A 17,219-nucleotide genomic window follows, 5' to 3' on the forward strand; every position below is an offset into this window, starting at 1 on the left:
GCAATGAAGTATTTGACGTTCGACTCTCATGGGGTCGTGCAATGCAGGCTGATCAAGGGCATCTGCGATATTCCGGAGGGGGCGATAGAGGTTGATGATGATCTGTGGTTTCGCGTCAGCCAAGAAACTGATGGCGTTTGGATGCTGGACGCAGATGGCGAGATCACCAAGCACGCTCTGCCGGTAGTAGCTCCGAACTATATCGAGCAGATTGCTGCAGTTCGATACATGCATGAAACCGCCAGTATTACTGTTGGCAGCGTTGCGATCGATACCGGCCGTGACAGCCAGGCACTGATTACGGGGGCAGCATTGTCTGCGGTTATTGACCCGGAATACGTGTGTGTATGGAAGACAATTAACGGTCCTGTCGAGCTGACAGCGACACAGTTGATTGGTGTAGCCGCGGCTGTTCGTGCCCATGTCCAAGCCTGTTTTGATCGAGAGGGCCAGCTACTGGCAGCATTGGCGGAAGGCGCCTTCACAGTCGACATGCTCGATGAAGGTTGGCCGGCATGAGCTGCTTTCTAACAACGCTTAAAACCGAACAGGTCGGCAAATGGGGCCATACCCTGCTGGACGATCTGGTTTATCAGGATGACGAACTGGGCCTGATCACGGTGCCAGCCGGGTTTCAAACTGACTTCGCCAGTATCTGGGTGCTGCACAACGCGGTGCTGTTCGTGCTGTACGCCCTGTTCGCGGGTTATGGCAACTACGCGGCTGCCGTTCACGACAGGCTCTATGCCACCGGGCAATTAACCCGTCGCCAAAGCGATGCAGTGTTGTATCGGGCATTGCGAGCAGAAGGGGTGGCGCGCTGGCGGGCCCGGCTGTTCTGGGCCGGCGTACGCCTCGGCGGGTCCAGGCAATACCTGAACTCGACACCCTGACGCCCCGCACTGACGGGGCGTTTTCTTGCCTGCCAAGTTTTCCCTGAAGCCCTGCATTGCGGGGCTTTTTCAATTCTGGAGATTGCTTTATGAGTTTCTTCCACGGCGTTACCGTCACGAACGTCGACACCGGCGCGCGGGTCATTTCCCTGCCGTCGTCGTCGATCATCGGCCTGTGTGACACCTTCACCCCAGGCCTACTGGCAACGGCACTGGCCAATGAACTGAAGCTGATCACCAGCGAGCGCGAGGCGATTGCGGCTTTCGGTGCGGACTCGGCCATGACCAAGGCCTGCCAGGCGATCTATGTGCGTTCCAAGGCGGTGATTGTTGCCTGTGGCGTCGAGAAGCTTGAAGACGTGGCGCTGCAAACCTCGGCCATCATCGGCGGGGTGCTGGCCTCGGGTAAACGTACGGGTATGCAGGCCTTGCTGGACGGCAAGAGCAAGTTCAACGCTCAGCCTCGTTTGCTGATCACGCCCAAGCACAGCGCCACTCAGGCAGTGGGTACGGCGCTGGATGCATTGGCTGCCAAGCTGCGCGCGGTGGCCATTGTCGATGGCCCGAATACCACCGACGAGGCCGCAATGGCCTACGCGGAAAACTTCGGCAGCAAGCGCGTGTTTATGGTCGACCCCGGCGTGCAGTACTGGGACACCGTACTGAGCGCGACGGTCGATGCGCCGGGCTCGGCCTGGGCTGCCGGCATGTTTGCCTACACCGATGCCGAATACGGCTTTTGGGCCTCTCCGTCGAACAAGGAATTGGTCGGCATCACCGGCACCACGCGGCCGGTCGAGTTCCTTGATGGCGACGAAACCTGCCGCGCCAACCTGCTCAACAACGCGAACATCTGCACCATCATCCGCGATGACGGGTTCCGCCTATGGGGCAACCGCACGTTGTCCAGCGATCCAAAATGGTCGTTCGTCACGCGGGTCCGGACCATGGATATCGTCATGGACGCGATCTTGTACGGGCATAAATGGGCGGTCGACCGCTCGATCACCAAGACCTACATCAAGGACGTCACCGAGGGCCTGCAGGCATTCATGCGCGACCTGAAAAATCAGGGCGCAATCATCAATTTTGAAGTCTACGCGGATACCGAACTGAACACCGCCAGCCAGCTGGAGCAGGGCAAGGTGTACTGGAACATTCGTTTCACCGACGTGCCGCCAGCGGAAAACCCAAATTTCCGCGTCGAAGTCACCAATCAATGGCTGACCGAAGTTCTTGAAGCCGCTTAAGGAGCCCGCTCGATGATTCCTCAAATCCTTTCCAACGCCAATCTGTTCGTGGATGGCGTGAGTTTTAACGGTGACGTGCCGTCGATGACGCTGCCCAAACTGGCCATCAAAACCGATGAGTATCGGGGCGGGGGCATGGCCGGCTCGATTGAAATGGACATGGGCCTGGACAAGATGGAGGCCTCTTTTGTCACCAACGGCGTGCGCCGCGAGTCGCTCAAGTGGTTTGGCCTGGCTGACCAGACGGCGTGCAACGCGGTTTTCCGTGCCTCTTTCAAAGGCTTGAAAGGCGCCATTACTCCGGTGATTGCCACCGTGCGCGGCATGCTCAAAGAGGTCGATCTGGGTGACTGGAAGCCTGGTGACAAGGCCGAAATCAAGCACGCGATGGCGCTGACCTATTACAAGCTCGAGGTCGACGGCCGCGTCGTATACGAAATCGACATGATCAACGCCGTGCGGGTGATCGATGGCGTCGACCAACTGGCTGCCGAGCGCAGTGCCCTTGGCCTCTAAGGACGATTGAACATGACACAAGCAATCGAAAAGAAAACCCCGTCCTGGCTCGACGTCAGCGACGAAGGCGTGACGGTGACGTTCAAATACCCGACCGAGTTGAACGCGGTCAAGGTCGGCAAGGTGTTCATGCGCCCACCGAGCGTTCGCGATTTGCGGGCAGCGGAAGCGGGCGCCAAGGGCGACGCCGAAGCCCGGGAAATGTCCTTGTTTTCCAGTCTGACCGAAGTCGGTGAAAAAGACCTGGTCGGACTCAAGCTGCTCGACTATCGCCGTTTACAGGAAGGCTATTTTCGCCTGGTCGACGAAGACGAGCTGTAACTCGGCAGTGATGAAGGCGGCGGCCAAGCGCCTGGCAGCGGAGACAGGGTTTTCCGCTGCCGAGATTCAGAGCATGCCGTTTTCCGAAATGATCTGGTGGCTCACGGATTGAGCTGCCTTTGATGCAACCAGACGCATAGGGCACCTACATGGCCAAGAATCTTTCGCTGGGTCTGGAGATCGGTGGCGCCGTCAGTCCTACGGTCGGCGCTGCCTTCAAGGATGTAGAAAACCGGATCAAGCAACTGAGCGCGCGGGGCGACAAAGCGCGTGTTCTGCAGAACACCATTGGCGACACCATCCGCTTACGGGATGAATGGAAGAAAGCGCACGACACGGGTGCCGCCGGTGCCGACAAGTTGCTGGGCAAGCTGGAATCGAACCTCAATGTTTTGCGCAAACAGGGGGTCGAGGTCGGACGCCTGTCCAAGGCCTATCAAACGCTGGGCCGGACGGCGCGCAGTGCTGATCTCAAAGCAAAGGGCTATCAGCAGATCGAGGCCGGAAAGTCGGGGCTGAAAAATACCGTGGGCCAGGCAGTGGCAGGCGGTGCTGCGATGGCCATTCCGACCAAGGTCAGCGCTGACTACGGCGCGATTGTTCGCGACATTGCGATCAAGGCCGGCATTGCCAATAAGCCGCAAGAAGCACAGATGTCGCGGACCATCATTTCAACCTCGCGCGATACCGGCATGGCCCGTAATGACGTGGCGGAAGTGGTCAACGCCCTAGTCGGTGCCGGCATGGAGTTGTCCAAAGCACTGGAGTACGCCCCGTCCGCTGCCAAATTTGTGGTGGGGCAGGGCGCCGATGGTGCTGATACGGCCAAGATGATCAACGCCCTGGGGCAGAACGCCAAGATCACTGACGCCAAGGACATGCAGAAGGCGCTCGAGGCAATCGCTTACCAGGGTCAGGCAGGCAGCTTTGAAGCCAGCGACATGGCCAAGTGGTTTCCTGAACTGTTGGCCGGCATGGGCAAACTGGGCATCACCGGCAATGACTCTGTGGCCCAGTTGGGCGCCTTGCTGCAAGTGCAGATGAAGACGGCCGGTAGCTCCGACGAAGCGGCAAACAACCTGAAAAACTGGATGGAGAAAATCGGTTCCGGGGATACGGTGGCCGCTTACAAGAAGGTCGGCATCGACTATCAGGGATCCATGCAGACCGGACTGCAAAAGGGCATGTCGACCCTTGAATCCAGTTTCGCCCTTGCACAACGATACATCGAAGCCACCGACCCCAAAAAGGCGGCAGCGATGGCCGAGGCGACGGCGAAGATCAGCCAGGAAGCGGATCCGGCCAAGGCCAAGCAGATGATGGCGTCGCTGGAACAGGCGTTGCGTACCGGCGATCTGTTTTCCGATATGCAGGTCAAGGCAGCATTGACGGCTTTCACGCAAAACAAAGCGCTGTATGAGCAACTGAAAAAAGACGCCGGCAGCGCCACGGGGATCCTCGACAAGAACCTGGCAGAGCGGCGCGAGGCCTCGGCACAGAAGTGGTCCGAAATGGCCCAGAGCATGGACGATGCCATGCGCAGCATTGGTGACTCGCTGCGACCTGTCACGGATGCGGTCGCCGACGGCATCACCTCGGTGGCCCGTAGTTTGACGGTGATGGGGGACGAGTCGCCCAAGGTCGTGTCCGGCATCGCCGCTGTGGGGGCAGGATTCATCGCGTTGCGTACCGGCTTAAGCGCGTTGAAAATCGGACGCGGACTGTTGAACCTGGGCAAGGGTTCGCTGATGGGCAACCCGAATATCCCGCAAAAAGTCATTGTGATGAACCCGTCAGCAGGCGGTGGGGTGGACGGGAGTGGCGGCGCGGACGCCGGTGGCAAGAAAACCGGCGGTAAAGGCGGGCGGTCGGCCGGTTCACGGCAACTGGTTGAGGCGAATACGGCGGTCAAGGGGGCCGCCGTCTTCGCGGTGGTCGATGCCGCCGTCAAGGCGAAGGACACCTATGACAACGCCACCACCCGCGACGAGAAGGCGCAAGGCTATGGCGAAGCCGCTGGTGGTCTGGCAGGGACCTTGGCGGGCGCTGCTGCAGGTGCCGCCATTGGTTCGATGGTTCCGGTCATCGGCACGATTGTCGGTGGCTTGATTGGGGGTTACCTCGGCAGCATGGGCGGCAACGCGGCGGGCGGCTACCTTGGCAAAAAGGCATTCGGTACTGACCCGGCTCTAAAGCACATGCCACTGGGCGGGCCGCTGATGATGGCCGATGCCGGTAAGGCCATGCCGGGTCCGGCAGTGCCGAGCCTGGCCGTTGCGGCGCAGTCGTTCAAGCCACTGGTGCCATCGATGGTCACGACGCGGACCCAGTTGCAGCAGTTTGAGGATCGACGCCGAGTAGCGTCACCTGCAGGTGGTTCGTTTGATGCGTCCAGGATGATATTGCCTGAAGCGGAATCGAACGTGTCGAAACCGGGCGATGTGGTGCGTTCGATGATGATGCCGCAAGGACCGGGTGGTGCATCCGCTACGCTCATGCGTTCGCCAGCGCCGGTCGCACAGATCCAGCCGCCGAAGATCGATCAGCAGATGACCTTTGCACCGGTGCTATCGGTCACCGTCCAGGGCGACGTCAAGGATCCCCGGCAATTGGCGCGCGAGCTGGAGCCCTACATGCGGCAGCAGTTCGACGACCTCAATCGGCAGATGGCAAACAGAAACCTATTTGATGCCCCGCATGTCGGGTAAGGGGGCCTGATGGCCTATATGGAGCAATTGCAGGCTGGGGTGAAATACCTGGCGACAGCGGGTGAAACCGGACGACGCAGTCTGGACGGCATGCTCGGGCCGGTGAATGGGGCAATCAGTGAGATCACTGGTGCGACGTCGGAGCTGGAAGGGCTGCCGATCATTGGCCCGGCCATAGGTGCCAAGTTGCAGCGGGTCATGCGCGGGGTGAATGCCGCCCAGGCAAAGGTCGGTGCAGTCGTCGCGACCTACAACCAGGCAAGCCGCGCGGTCTCGCAAATTGACGAGCGTTTGGGGGTACTGAAGGAACAGGCGGCCAAGGCTTCGACCGCAATCAACAAGATCGCCGGGAAGATCAGCCCGTCACTGGCCAACATCGTCCCGACCGCTGCGTTTGCCACGGACGCGACACCGGCGGTAGAAGCGGTAAAACCCTTTCCGCATCTGCTGATCATCCAGCCGCTTAAGCCCGAGGCGACGCCGTACTACTTCAACCTGGATACGGCCGCCTTTGACGAACTGCGTCGCTCGACTGAGTTTCGATGGGCCTCGCAAGAACGCCTGACTCGGCGGCCAGCACAGCAGGCAGTCGGCATGGGCGAGGAGAAAATCACCCTCAAGGGCGCGATCTTTCCGGGGTTCAAGGGTGGGCTCAAGCAGCTCGACACGTTGCGCGCGGTGGGTGCCCAACTGCTGCCGTTGTCCCTGACCACGGGGTATGGCGACGTGCTCGGCACCTGGTGCCTGAAGAACATCGAGGAAGAACAGAGCGCACTGCTGCAGGGCGGTATTCCTCGCAAACAAGGGTTTACGTTGGAGTTCACGCGCTATGGCGACGACCTGCAGAACGTCTGACGGGGATCAACTCGACACCCTTTGTCAGAACTACTACGGCCACCTGATCGGCACCGTAGAGGCGGTGCTGGATGCCAATCAAGGCTTGGCCGACGAGCAACAGCCGTTTCGTGCCGGCGTCCTGATCGTGCTGCCGGATTTGCCTGACCCGACAGACGAGGTCGTCATGCTCTGGGATTGACCACGCCGTGACGCATAACCATGACTACCCAGCCCCGCTTTGTGCGGGGTTCTTCATTTTAGGGAACCGTGCATGAAACCCGCTTTTCGCATCGTTGCTGATGGCAGCGACATCACCGCGCTGATCAACGACCGTCTGTTGTTGCTGCGCACGTCGGACAAGCCCGGCATGGAGTCCGACGAATTTGAGCTGCGTATCGATGACCGCGACGGCGCGCTGTCCCTGCCGACCAAAGGCGCGCGTATCGAAGTGTTCCTGGGTTATGCCGGCAGCCAGCTTGCTCGGTTGGGTCGCTACACGGTCGACGAGATTGAAGTCTCGGGTCCACCGGATACGGTGGTCATTCGCGGCAAGGCCAGCGACATGCGCGGCAGTGGCAAAACCACGCGTAGCGGCAGTTGGGAGGACGTGCCGCTGTCGCAAATGGTGCGCGATATCGCGGCGCGCAATGGCTGGGAGGCGGTGTGCCCGGTGACCACCAAGGTGCCCCGGGCCGACCAGTTGAGCGAGTCGGACTTTAACTTCATTACGCGCCTGGCCAAGCAGTACGACTGCACCGCCAAGGTCGCAGACGGCAAGCTGTTGGTCATGCCGCGCCAAGCCGGACAAAGCGCCAGTGGCAAGGTGCTGGGTGTTATCACGCTGACCCGGGCCGATGTGAGTCGCTGGCAGTTCCATCTGGGGGATCGCGCCACCCACAAGGCCGTTGCGACCAAACACCCCGACAAGAAGACCGGCAAGCTCGTCGTGGTGTCCCTGGACAACGAAGACGCGCCCGATGGTCTGCCGCCTGTGCACACCGACCGCCATATTTATCCGAACAAGTCCGCCGCCGAACAGGCCGCCAAGGCTCGCCTGAGCGCATTCAACCGCTCGACCGCCGGGGTACGTTTGGAAATGCCCGGGCGTACCGATTTGTTTGCCGAACTGCAGATCAATGCCCAGGGCTTCAAGGTCGGCCTCGATGGCGAGTACCTGGTGGATTCGGTTGAACAGGTTTTTACCCAGTCCGGCTGGTCCACCACGGTTGAATGTAATGGTGGCAAGAAGGGTAAGGCCAAAGCCAAGGGCAAGAAAAAGAAGAAAGAGGTCAAGGTCGTCCAGCTTTGACTGTTCAACGTTGCATCGTCATCAACCTGCCGCCATCGAGCGGTTTTTTTTCGTCTGGAGAAAACATGCCAAGAATCACCGAGGCCGCCGCAGGCGGTCAAAACGTCCTAGCGTTCCTAGACATGCTCGCCTGGTCAGAGCTGGGGGACGACTACCTGAAACGTTCAGACGATGGCTACAACGTCATCGTGACCGGCATCGACAGGAAGCTTGAGTTGTTCAGCGACTACTCGACACACCCGTTCGCCAATGGTCGTAAGTCGAAAGTGGTCAACAGCAAGGGCCTGACCTCGAACGCCTCGGGCCGGGCGCAGTTCATGCTCAAGGATTGGGTTCATTACCGCGACCAACTCAAGCTGCCGGACTTTGGACCGGTCAGTCAGGATCGTTGGGCCATCCAGCTGATCAAGGAACGTGGTGCGCTGGATGATGTAAAGACCGGGCGGATCGTCGAGGCCATCGCCAAGTGCCGGAACATCTGGGCGAGTCTGCCCGGTGCTGGCTACAACCAGCGCGAACACAAGGTCGAGGATCTGCTGGCTCACTTCATCGCAGCCGGCGGATCGCTTGCATGAGCCTCACGGACTGGATTCCGGCGCAGTACCGAGTGCTCACGGCAGGCCTGCTGCTGACGGTACTAGCCAGTGCTTCAGCGGCGGCCGCCTGGCAGGTTCAGAACTGGCGTTACGGCCAGCAGCTGGAACATCAGGCGCGCTTGCACAGCGCCACCCTCAACGAAATCACCCTGGCCTCTGCGGCTCTGCAGAGAAAAGAGCAGGACAAGCGTCTGCAGGTTGAACAGCAACTGCAGCAGCAGGACAAAACCCACCATCAGGAACTTACCGATGCGAAAAAACGCCAAGGTCTTTTGCGTGAGCGCCTTGCTACTGCTGACTTGCGGTTGTCAGTCCTTGTCAGTGCCACCGACACCACCAGCCTCTGCGGAGTGCCAGCCACCACCGGCGCCGGCAGCGTGGTTCATGGAGCCACAAGAGCCCACCTTGACCCAGCGCATGCTCAACGAATTATCGGCATCACCGACGACGGCGACCAAGGATTGATCGCGCTCGCGGCTTGCCAGGCTTACGCCAAAACCGTTTCACCTCCGAAGTAAAAGAAGCGACCGGTCAGCATGCGTCAACATGCCAACCGGCCGCCGAACCCGCAGACGTTCCCTGCAAGTCCAGCCAAGGCCTCCGCTTCGTGCACAAAGCGCGGCGAGCCTAGCACCTGTTTATCCATACAGTAAAGGTCTTGCTTTCTATGTCCACACCTATCATCCCTTGGATGGGCGGCAAACGCCGCCTGGCCGACCGCCTCATTCCGCTATTCCCACCCCACGAATGCTACGTCGAAGTCTTCGCCGGCGGTGCCGCGCTGTACTTCATGCGGCCCCAGGCGGCACCCGTCGAAGTCCTCAACGACATCAACGGCGACCTGGTAACGCTTTACCGCGTCGTACAGAACCACCTCGAAGAGTTCGTGCGCCAGTTCAAATGGGCGCTCAGTTCGCGACAGGTGTTCGAGTGGCAGAAGATGACCCGCCCCGAAACCCTCACCGACATCCAGCGCGCCGCCCGGTTCTTTTACCTGCAGCACCATGCCTTCGCCGGCAAGGTCACCGGGCAAACATTCGGTACCGCCACCACCGGGCCGGCCATCAACCTGCTGCGCATCGAAGAAAACCTCTCGGCTGCTTGGCAACGTCTGTCTGGCACCTACGTCGAAAACCTTCCCTGGCTGGATTGTGCTGAACGCTATGACCGTGCTCATACCTTCCACTACATGGACCCTCCTTACTGGCAGACAGCCGGCTATGGGGTGGACTTTCCTTTTGATAATTACGAGCGCATGGCCGGCTTTATGCGGCGCTGCAAAGGCAAGGTCATGGTCAGCATCAATGATCACCCGGACATTCGGAAGGTCTTTGACGGCTTCCATTTTGAAACCGTCGACATTCGCTACAGCACTACAAACCAGCGGCAGGGAAGGGCCGATGTCAGTGGAGAATTGGTGATCATGAACTGGGAGCCAGCAGCGTTAGGGGGGCTGTTTTGATGGTCGCCATCGTCGATCTGATTGGCTTGCTATGTGTTTATGGTAGAGCGTTACTGTGGTCACGCAAACGAAGGATGAACCCCATGGAAACCGCTGACCACCATTTGAATGTCCTCCCCTCTCAGCTTCTTGCAGCGGCCGCGCGAGGAGAGATTGACCTTAACCAGTTGGCTGCTATCGTGTTGGCTGGCCGTGGGCTTGATCACAACGCGACCTGGGTAGGCTTCCCGGCGGCCGCTCGACTGCTTGATCAGCGCCTGCAGGCTTAATCATTCTCTAAAGGCAAAGGGAGCAGTAGTTCGGCTCCCTGATGTTTCACGTTCCCTACCTCTTTGCCAACGGCATACCACTCAAAATCCTCGGTTGGTTGGCAGCACTCTTTGGCTATTTCTTCGGCACGCTCTGGAGCAAGGCCTGGATCCAGCCACTCCCTGGCATGCTCAGGGCTAAGCACCAAAGGTTTGCGGTCATGGATGTCCACCATCCCTTGGTCGCTAGCGGCGGTGATGATCACAAAACCATCTCCTTCGTGGGGTTCCAGGCCAATGCTCACTTGAGCGAGTGCGCCGAAAAACATTGGATTTTGGCTTTTCAGGCGAATGAAGTAAGGCTTTTTTTTCTTCGGATCGTCGGGGTCTTTGACCCACTCATACCACCCCTCACTCGGCACCACGGCTCGGCCATTCGGCCACAGTTGCTTAAAGAACTTGCCTGTGGTGACCGTCTCTACGCGGGCGTTGATCGGGTCTGGGCGTTTGCCCCTGGCCCAGAACGGCGCCCATCCCCATTTGACGGCATCGATATGCAGACCGTTCTCTGCGGTGTGCAGTAGTTGTACTCGTGTCGTTGGCGCGACGTTGTAGCGATTGATCGGCACGGCGTCGTACCCACTGAATAGCTCTATCTGTGGGTTTAGCTCTTCGATAAAGATCGCCATCCCTTCGTACTGCACGAATCTCCCGCACATACGCACCTCTCCGCCTGTCGAAATATCCCACAGAAAAATTGACCGCAAGCGTCCTACAAAGTTAACTGTACATTCGTACAGTGTGTGTAGAAGGCCGCGCCATGAGCTTTACCATTCTAGGTCCCATCGCAGAAGTCGGCGCGAAGCTGCCTTTGTGCTCGTTCCAGGTTCCGGCCGGCTTTCCTTCGCCGGCAGCGGATCACATTGAGCAGCACATCTCGCTGGATGAGGTTTTGAACATCCGTGCGCCGCATGTGTACCTGGTAGCCATCACTGGTGAAAGCATGCAGGGCGTCGGGATCTTCGATGGAGACCTTGCCGTGGTGGATCGTGCCATTGAGCCGATGCACGGGCATGTGGTGGTGGCACTGCTGAACAATGAACCCGTGTGCAAGCGTCTTTGTAAGCGCGGGAGGGAGGTGATCCTGCTTTCAGAGAATCCAAAATTCCCTGCACGCTACATTCTTGAAGGCGACGAGCTGTCAATCTGGGGCGTGATCACCAGCACAGTGCGCAGCCATGTCTAAGCAAAAGCCAACCTTTGCACTGGTCGACTGCAACAGTTTCTACGCCAGTTGCGAGCGGGTATTCCGGCCCGACTTGGCGAAGGTACCCATAGTGGTGCTGAGCAATAACGATGGCTGTGTCATCGCCCGTAGCTACAACGCCAAGCCTTTCATCAAGATGGGCGAGCCGTATTTCCAGATCAAGCACAAGCTCAAGCAGCACGGCATTGTCGCGTTCTCCTCAAACTATGCGCTTTACGGCGATATGAGCGAGCGTGTGATGAGCCTGATCGAGGCGATGGTGCCGGCTGTGGAGGTTTACAGCATCGATGAAGCGTTCGCCGACTTGACCGGTATAGATGGACTGGATGCCCTAGGCCGGCAGATCCGCGCACAGGTGCTTCGATGTACCGGCATTCCTGTTGGTGTTGGTATTGCTCATACAAAGACCCTGGCGAAGCTGGCAAACCACACCGCAAAGCGCCTGCAGTCGCAGACTGGCGGGGTGGTCAATATCACCGATCCGGTTAAGCGGGACTGGGTGCTGCGCAATACAGACGTGGCGGAAGTGTGGGGCGTTGGCCGCAAGATGAAACTCCATCTTGATGCCATGGGTATCAAGTCCGCTATGGACTTGGCTAAGGCTGACCCGTGGATGCTCCGCAAGAAGTTTAACGTTGTGATCGAGAAGACGGCCAGGGAGTTGAGCGGTACGCCTTGCCTCGAGCTGGACGAACCTGATCCGCCAAGGCAGGAGATTTGCTGCAGTCGCATGTTCGGCAAGCGGTTGACGGAGCTGCCACCCATTAAAGAGGCGGTGGCCACCTACATGATGCGAGCCTCTGAGAAGCTCCGCACCCAGAATTCGCTGTGCAAGAAGGTACGTGTGTGCATCCGTACAGGGATGTTCAATCCGGACGAGGCGAAGTATGCCAATGGCGTTGTGGTCGATATGCCGTATCCAACCGATGACGTTCGCCTCCTCACCAAAGCTGCCGTTGATGCGCTGGATCGGATATTCCGGCCGGGCTTTAAATACAGCAAGGCAGAAGTGATGCTGCTCAACCTGTGCCAGCCTGGTGAATACACCGATGATCTATTCGCGATATCCCAGCCGGCCGAAGCAACCCGGGTGATGACGGTACTGGATGAGATCAACGGGAGGTGGGGGAGGGGGACTCTGCGGTCAGCCAGCGTACCTACCAACCCTGAGTGGGGGATGAGGCGTGAGTTGATGAGTCAGAGCTACACAACGAAGCTCGATCAGCTTTGGAATGTTTCATGTATGTGATTGGGATACGTCGGGCCAAGGCTGGCTTTTTCAGTCAGAGGAACCCAATTTATGGGCATGCTGAAGGTGGATTGTGAGGCTTAAATCTAGAGGGGGGAGGCGGTAGGGGAATGCCACCCGGTGAGGTGGCATTCGATAGCGGGGTGCTTGACTAAGACAGCCCTGCTTCTTGCCATGCTTTAAGAAGAGCATTGTGGTGTTCAAGCTGAACCCGCCCTATCTTCGGTGGTGGAGAGGAAATTTTCCCTGACATTGGTTGGCTAAACCAAATGTTGTCAAAGGGCACGATCACCCGGTTGTTCAGGTCAAATTTTGTGCTTTTGAGAAGCCCGGTGCCCTGAAATCCCGAATCGTTTGCGCTGATAAGAAATTCACCACGGTAGATTTTGTCGACCTTCTGGCTAGTGCCGTAGGCGATCTCGACCGCGTGATCTTCATCGTAGATAAAAAGAACCAAACACGTCCGGGTCTTGGGACCCGGAAGCGATTTGGCGAGGTGCGTCGGGAAACGCGACAGGACGATGTCTGCTGGTTGTGGCAGCGGACTGAATGGTAGAGCTGTTTGCATCAAAAAATACCTCTTGTTCGTCGCTCCTTCGGTAGGTTCGACACTGGACTAGCAGCGCGGATTGCCGAGATGTGGGCTTCGGTTAATGGTTCATCATCTATGTCGTATGTCGGTAGCACGCGATCAGCGTATTCCCGTAACGCGATATGGATGAGTTCGGTTTTGCTCATGCCGGTCGTATGAGCGAGCAGTTCGACGGTGAGACTGCTAACTCCCGTTGGCGTATCTTTTTTGCGTAAGCGAAAAAGGACGTTTTCTGGCTTATCGGCGACGAGTTTCATACTGGACTCCACTTTGGATGGTTTCTCTCGTGGTTGGTCTGTGGGTTGAGTCAAATCCTGCAAAAAGATGATTTCGAAGGACTGATATAGATTCTATATCACATTGGTGAAAAAGTCAATATAAGCCTTGACCAGAAAAACTGAGTGTGTTCTAGAGACTTGCTGAGGCGGGGCGAGATGCGGCTGGTTTACGTAATTGCAGGAATCGGTGTGTAGGAGGGGGTTAGTCGAAGTATAGGAAGGATATCTTATGGGCACCCGCAGGCAAAAAAGCGCGTTCGGGCATACCTGGTGTGGGGCACAAATGGGGCAAACCGTACGAGAACCTATGCCACCCAATGCCATTTATGCATCTATGCAATCTGTCGAGGCCAACCGCCATAGCCAATAGCCCCGGAGCTATCTCCCTAAATCGCTCACATACTCCTACACAATCGGCGTATGAGGGATATAGGGTAAGCTTCCGTTTTTCTGGCTTGGAGGCCGAGCGAATGTGGTGGCAGTCTGGATTTGATTACGCGAAACACGCTTGGGAGGGAATGGTCGTAGCTGGTGTCATTGGCTACATTATCGCGGCGCTGAAGCCGATCTCGACCATAGTAAAAGCCGTTATGGACCACCGAAAAGGGAAAGGCCGGGTGAAGGCTGAAGGAGTGCTGCTGCCTGACTTTCAGAACCGTCAAGAAGATGCTCGCCGCGATTCCCTGGACGGCTATATGGGGGATCTGCTAATCGACTGTCTCGAGGTCAAAGTCCGGAATATTGGCACAGTGCCCGCCTTTGTTGAGGATGTATGGTTGACTGACTCTGATGGTTCCGTTTATTGGGCCTATAAATTTTCAACGTGGAGCGATTTTCTGGTCCGCCTCGGTGAAGAAGCGCCTACAGAAATTCCACCAGGATCTAGTCATGTGTTTCTCATCCGCGTTCCTTTCGAAAAGGACATCAGCGAGCTGCTCGAGTGGGGCGTTTCCTTTAACAATGGCGTTCTGTGGAAAGTCAGACTCAAAACTTTTCGGCAGCGATTGCCATCATGGGTACCATTCAGCAACCGTATTGATCACGAAAGCTTAGGGCAAAATTAGGGCAAATCGGAGACCGCTATGGACCGCGCAAGGCGCATGCGCGACGCGGATTCTCCCGATTAATGCGGCGTACAGCGGTATGCGGGGCTACTCGCTCGGGTTCGAATCCCTATCTCTCCGCCATTATTGAATAAGACAAAGCCCCTGTAATCGTAAAGATTACAGGGGCTTTTTCGTTTCTGTCGAACTCATGGGGTAACCCCATTTAGTTGGACGCCCGCCCTGGTTTTCGAGATGCAGCTCAGGGCTGGGCTCTATTGGCGTTTAAAGGTTATTTAGCTCAGAAAGCCGGTGCTGACCGCGACAATCAGGAAGATACCCAGTGCTGCCCGGTAAATAACGAAGGGCCAAGTAGAGAATTTTTCCAGAAACTTCATCAGGCCCCAGATGGCGCAAAATGCCGACACGCTGGCGATCACCAGGCCGAAAATCAGGTGAGACCACGCTTCGGCCGGAATATGCGCATGAAACAGCACCCACAGCTCTTTCAGCCCGGCCAGCGCGATAGCGGGCAGCCCAAGCAGGAATGAGAAGCGCGCGGCTTCTTCGCGTTTGAAATTAAGGAAAAGCGCAGCGGTGAGTGTTGAACCTGAGCGGGAAACACCGGGTATCAGCGCGCCAACCTGTGCAATGCCAACGATTAATGCGTCCCGCAGGCGCATCTCTCCCACTGTGCGGCGATGACGGCAGCTGAGTTCGGCCGCAGCCAGCAAAACGGCCATCACAACGCATGAGATACCAATCACCATCAAGCCTCTTAATGGTGAGTCGCACGCATTGAGTGTCGAGGACAAGGCAAGGCCTGCGATGCCAATAGGGATGGTCGCAAGCACAATGGCAACTGCCAGCTTGAATGACTGGTTGCTGAAGTCACGTCGTTGCACGGCACCGATGCTTCCAGTGACGACTTCCCGTACGTCACGCCAGAAATAGCTGACTACCGCAGCCAGTGCGGCCAATTGCATGGCGGCGGAAAACGCCGAACCGGGATCCGGCCAGCCGAGAAGGGCCGGTACGATTCGCATGTGAGCAGTGGATGAAACGGGTAATAACTCGGTGATGCCTTGAATGATGCCCAGGATGCCAATTTGCATGTAATCCAGAGAAGCAAAGCCGATATCAAGGCCGCTGGAGCAGACGTTTGTCAAAGTTTTTTCCTAAAGAGTAAGGTTTCTCCACTCTCCGGAAAACACCAAGCGACGCTCGGAAAATCTCGGTAGTGGACAAAGGATCCTGAGCTGAGCCGCTATGTACGGCGGTCGTTTATGGTGACTGTGAGCTGGAATGATAGGTTTTTTTTAAAGGGTTCTCTACCTGCAGCTGAGATGATTATTGTTAGCCCGGAGCGCCAGCGAAAGCGCGTTTTAGAGGGCGACGACTTCCTCCAGCAGGCGGAGTCTAGCTGAGATTTTACGCGACTCTCCGGTAAAAAATAATGAGTTTTTCTCGCACGGGAGCGGGCGCAGTCACCCACTGACAGCCCTAAGGCTGTATATGACCTACGTTCATAAAGGTAGGACGAAAGGTTACTAGACCCTTAAAACGTGTTTTGTTAAAAATATACCTGCCCGGCCCCATCTTGAACTAGCTGGTAGGAAACAGGGTGGTAGGCGGGCGAGCAACCTCCATTTATCTAAATGGAAACAATCCAACATTGAGTTGGGTGATGATCAATGGGCCCGAATGCCGACCCGAGGGTAAATTGCTGCGCATTTGGCCAACTGCTGTTCCAGCACGCGGGCATTGGGCTCATTGATCTCTTTTACTCCTTCCTTCCCTTCCTCCTGGCAACGCCGCACGATTGCGCCCGGAGAGGATGTCACTTGCCGGTTGGCGTGATTCGAGTTTGTGGGCTAATGATTAAGGTTGAGCACATCACCGACGATCAGGGAGAGCGAAATGGCATTCGTAGACAGGCCGCACTCGATTAATTACGTCCATCCAAACGGCAGGGACGCGATGATTGATTTCGAGTGGGGCGACCCAGGCGATCCAGTCCCGAAAGGGCTTCGTATTACTGTGAAATACGCCGAGGACAATATTCATAATCTTCATGAAAAAGCGCTTTACAAGAGCTTTGAAGACGCAAAAAAACAAGGCATCAAATTGGCGACCAATATGATTGATCAGGCAGACCGGCTTTAGGTCTGTCGACCCGTCACTACGTTTAGTCGGCACTGATGCGGCATCGCGTGACAAGCTTCAGTCTTCCGGGTCGATTTCGTCTTCCGGTTCGCGCCTGGCTTGCAGATCGGCCATGGCGGCGGCGATGAAGCCAGCGTTTCCCTCAATCACGGCGAGCTGCGTCATGATGGCAGCCGACACCTCTGTCGATCCATGCTGATCAATCCATGCGCGGATCTCATTCACGGCAGAACCGAGGGCGGTGATGTTTTGATTGAGTCGGTTGAGCAGGGCGAGGGTGGGGTCGTTGGGCAGATTGCTGGACATGCTGGCTTCTCCATTGAGATTGACGACGGCTGTTTGCGTCGAAAATGTCGTTGCCTGCTCTGGCGACAGTGGAGAACACCTGCAACCCGTGCAGCCTGACCTGAGAGGGGGGGGCGTTGGCGTTGGATAATCAAGCGAGACCGACACATCCCCGTGCCGGCCTGAAAATGTCTTTAGC

The 17,219-nt window shown here is 57.3% G+C and carries 22 protein-coding genes; 17 read left to right on the plus strand and 5 right to left on the minus strand.

All coding sequences use genetic code 11. The features are described 5' to 3' along the window. The first annotated feature begins 3 nt into the window (after nucleotides 1–3). The 13 genes from ACVBEG_RS06245 to ACVBEG_RS06305 all read left to right on the plus strand — a co-directional run bounded on the left by ACVBEG_RS06245 (nucleotide 4) and on the right by ACVBEG_RS06305 (nucleotide 10,161). A complete protein-coding gene (locus ACVBEG_RS06245) occupies nucleotides 4–519 on the plus strand; it encodes a DUF4376 domain-containing protein (protein WP_447107481.1) in 516 nt (171 codons plus the stop codon). Continuing rightward, nucleotides 516–893, plus strand: a complete 378-nt coding sequence (locus tag ACVBEG_RS06250; protein WP_447107482.1) for a DUF1353 domain-containing protein — start codon at nucleotides 516–518, stop codon at nucleotides 891–893. The genes ACVBEG_RS06245 and ACVBEG_RS06250 overlap by 4 nt, the downstream gene beginning before the upstream one ends. A gap of 89 nt (nucleotides 894–982) precedes the next feature. Next, nucleotides 983–2,143 (plus strand): phage tail sheath subtilisin-like domain-containing protein, encoded by a 1,161-nt coding sequence (locus tag ACVBEG_RS06255; protein ID WP_447107483.1) that lies wholly within the window; start codon nucleotides 983–985, stop codon nucleotides 2,141–2,143. A 12-nt stretch (nucleotides 2,144–2,155) separates the two neighbouring features. Beyond that, nucleotides 2,156–2,659, plus strand: a complete 504-nt coding sequence (locus ACVBEG_RS06260; RefSeq protein ID WP_447107484.1) for a phage major tail tube protein — start codon at nucleotides 2,156–2,158, stop codon at nucleotides 2,657–2,659. 12 nt (nucleotides 2,660–2,671) lie between these two features. Continuing rightward, entirely contained in the window at nucleotides 2,672–2,980 is a 309-nt protein-coding gene (locus ACVBEG_RS06265; RefSeq protein ID WP_447107485.1) for a phage tail assembly protein, read from the plus strand. 149 nt (nucleotides 2,981–3,129) lie between these two features. Further along, nucleotides 3,130–5,688: a phage tail tape measure protein gene (locus ACVBEG_RS06270; RefSeq protein WP_447107486.1), complete on the plus strand. Its 2,559-nt coding sequence runs from the start codon at nucleotides 3,130–3,132 to the stop codon at nucleotides 5,686–5,688. 9 nt (nucleotides 5,689–5,697) lie between these two features. Continuing rightward, complete coding sequence (locus tag ACVBEG_RS06275) at nucleotides 5,698–6,543, plus strand: phage tail protein (RefSeq protein ID WP_447107487.1); 846 nt, start codon at nucleotides 5,698–5,700, stop codon at nucleotides 6,541–6,543. After that, the gene (locus ACVBEG_RS06280; RefSeq protein WP_443701131.1) at nucleotides 6,518–6,724 is read left to right on the plus strand and encodes a tail protein X; all 207 of its coding nucleotides are present in this window, start codon (nucleotides 6,518–6,520) and stop codon (nucleotides 6,722–6,724) included. Before ACVBEG_RS06275 ends, ACVBEG_RS06280 begins: the two co-directional genes overlap by 26 nt. 72 nt (nucleotides 6,725–6,796) lie before the next feature. Then, nucleotides 6,797–7,834, plus strand: a complete 1,038-nt coding sequence (locus ACVBEG_RS06285; protein WP_447107488.1) for a phage late control D family protein — start codon at nucleotides 6,797–6,799, stop codon at nucleotides 7,832–7,834. A gap of 65 nt (nucleotides 7,835–7,899) precedes the next feature. Further along, nucleotides 7,900–8,409: a glycoside hydrolase family 24 protein gene (locus ACVBEG_RS06290; protein ID WP_447107489.1), complete on the plus strand. Its 510-nt coding sequence runs from the start codon at nucleotides 7,900–7,902 to the stop codon at nucleotides 8,407–8,409. After that, nucleotides 8,406–8,948, plus strand: a complete 543-nt coding sequence (locus ACVBEG_RS06295; protein ID WP_447107490.1) for a lysis system i-spanin subunit Rz — start codon at nucleotides 8,406–8,408, stop codon at nucleotides 8,946–8,948. Before ACVBEG_RS06290 ends, ACVBEG_RS06295 begins: the two co-directional genes overlap by 4 nt. Nucleotides 8,949–9,097: 149 nt before the next feature. After that, nucleotides 9,098–9,892 (plus strand): DNA adenine methylase, encoded by a 795-nt coding sequence (locus ACVBEG_RS06300; protein ID WP_447107491.1) that lies wholly within the window; start codon nucleotides 9,098–9,100, stop codon nucleotides 9,890–9,892. A gap of 83 nt (nucleotides 9,893–9,975) precedes the next feature. Further along, nucleotides 9,976–10,161 (plus strand): hypothetical protein, encoded by a 186-nt coding sequence (locus ACVBEG_RS06305; RefSeq protein ID WP_447107492.1) that lies wholly within the window; start codon nucleotides 9,976–9,978, stop codon nucleotides 10,159–10,161. Here the strand turns inward: ACVBEG_RS06305 and ACVBEG_RS06310 are convergent. Further along, nucleotides 10,158–10,859: an SOS response-associated peptidase family protein gene (locus tag ACVBEG_RS06310; protein WP_447107493.1), complete on the minus strand. Its 702-nt coding sequence runs from the start codon at nucleotides 10,857–10,859 to the stop codon at nucleotides 10,158–10,160. The two genes, ACVBEG_RS06305 and ACVBEG_RS06310, sit on opposite strands and share 4 nt — an antisense overlap. Nucleotides 10,860–10,960: 101 nt before the next feature. On the opposite strand from ACVBEG_RS06310, the gene ACVBEG_RS06315 reads away from it, so the two are divergent. Together ACVBEG_RS06315 and umuC are read left to right on the plus strand one after the other, a co-directional pair. Continuing rightward, nucleotides 10,961–11,386: a LexA family protein gene (locus tag ACVBEG_RS06315; protein WP_447107494.1), complete on the plus strand. Its 426-nt coding sequence runs from the start codon at nucleotides 10,961–10,963 to the stop codon at nucleotides 11,384–11,386. Further along, nucleotides 11,379–12,656, plus strand: coding sequence for a translesion error-prone DNA polymerase V subunit UmuC (umuC, locus tag ACVBEG_RS06320; protein WP_447107495.1), 1,278 nt, complete (start codon nucleotides 11,379–11,381; stop codon nucleotides 12,654–12,656). Before ACVBEG_RS06315 ends, umuC begins: the two co-directional genes overlap by 8 nt. A gap of 151 nt (nucleotides 12,657–12,807) precedes the next feature. Here the strand turns inward: umuC and ACVBEG_RS06325 are convergent, their stop codons facing one another. Further along, complete coding sequence (locus ACVBEG_RS06325; RefSeq protein WP_447107496.1) at nucleotides 12,808–13,224, minus strand: type II toxin-antitoxin system PemK/MazF family toxin; 417 nt, start codon at nucleotides 13,222–13,224, stop codon at nucleotides 12,808–12,810. Next, complete coding sequence (locus ACVBEG_RS06330; protein ID WP_447107497.1) at nucleotides 13,224–13,505, minus strand: hypothetical protein; 282 nt, start codon at nucleotides 13,503–13,505, stop codon at nucleotides 13,224–13,226. The genes ACVBEG_RS06325 and ACVBEG_RS06330 overlap by 1 nt, the downstream gene beginning before the upstream one ends. 491 nt (nucleotides 13,506–13,996) lie before the next feature. Here ACVBEG_RS06330 and ACVBEG_RS06335 point away from each other — a divergent pair, with 491 nt between their 5' ends. Then, entirely contained in the window at nucleotides 13,997–14,590 is a 594-nt protein-coding gene (locus ACVBEG_RS06335; protein ID WP_447107498.1) for a hypothetical protein, read from the plus strand. A 275-nt stretch (nucleotides 14,591–14,865) separates the two neighbouring features. On the opposite strand, the gene ACVBEG_RS06340 is transcribed toward ACVBEG_RS06335, so the two are convergent. Further along, nucleotides 14,866–15,738, minus strand: coding sequence for an undecaprenyl-diphosphate phosphatase (locus tag ACVBEG_RS06340; RefSeq protein ID WP_322180337.1), 873 nt, complete (start codon nucleotides 15,736–15,738; stop codon nucleotides 14,866–14,868). Nucleotides 15,739–16,489: 751 nt separating this feature from the next. On the opposite strand from ACVBEG_RS06340, the gene ACVBEG_RS06345 reads away from it, so the two are divergent. Beyond that, nucleotides 16,490–16,735 carry a hypothetical protein gene (locus ACVBEG_RS06345; protein WP_322180335.1) on the plus strand — a complete coding sequence of 82 codons (246 nt, stop codon included), beginning with the start codon at nucleotides 16,490–16,492 and terminating at the stop codon, nucleotides 16,733–16,735. Nucleotides 16,736–16,792: 57 nt separating this feature from the next. Here ACVBEG_RS06345 and ACVBEG_RS06350 read toward each other — a convergent pair whose 3' ends face one another. After that, nucleotides 16,793–17,041 carry a hypothetical protein gene (locus tag ACVBEG_RS06350; RefSeq protein WP_322180333.1) on the minus strand — a complete coding sequence of 83 codons (249 nt, stop codon included), beginning with the start codon at nucleotides 17,039–17,041 and terminating at the stop codon, nucleotides 16,793–16,795. Nucleotides 17,042–17,219 lie beyond the last annotated feature (178 nt).

The organism is Pseudomonas sp. GG8, assembly GCF_052976945.1.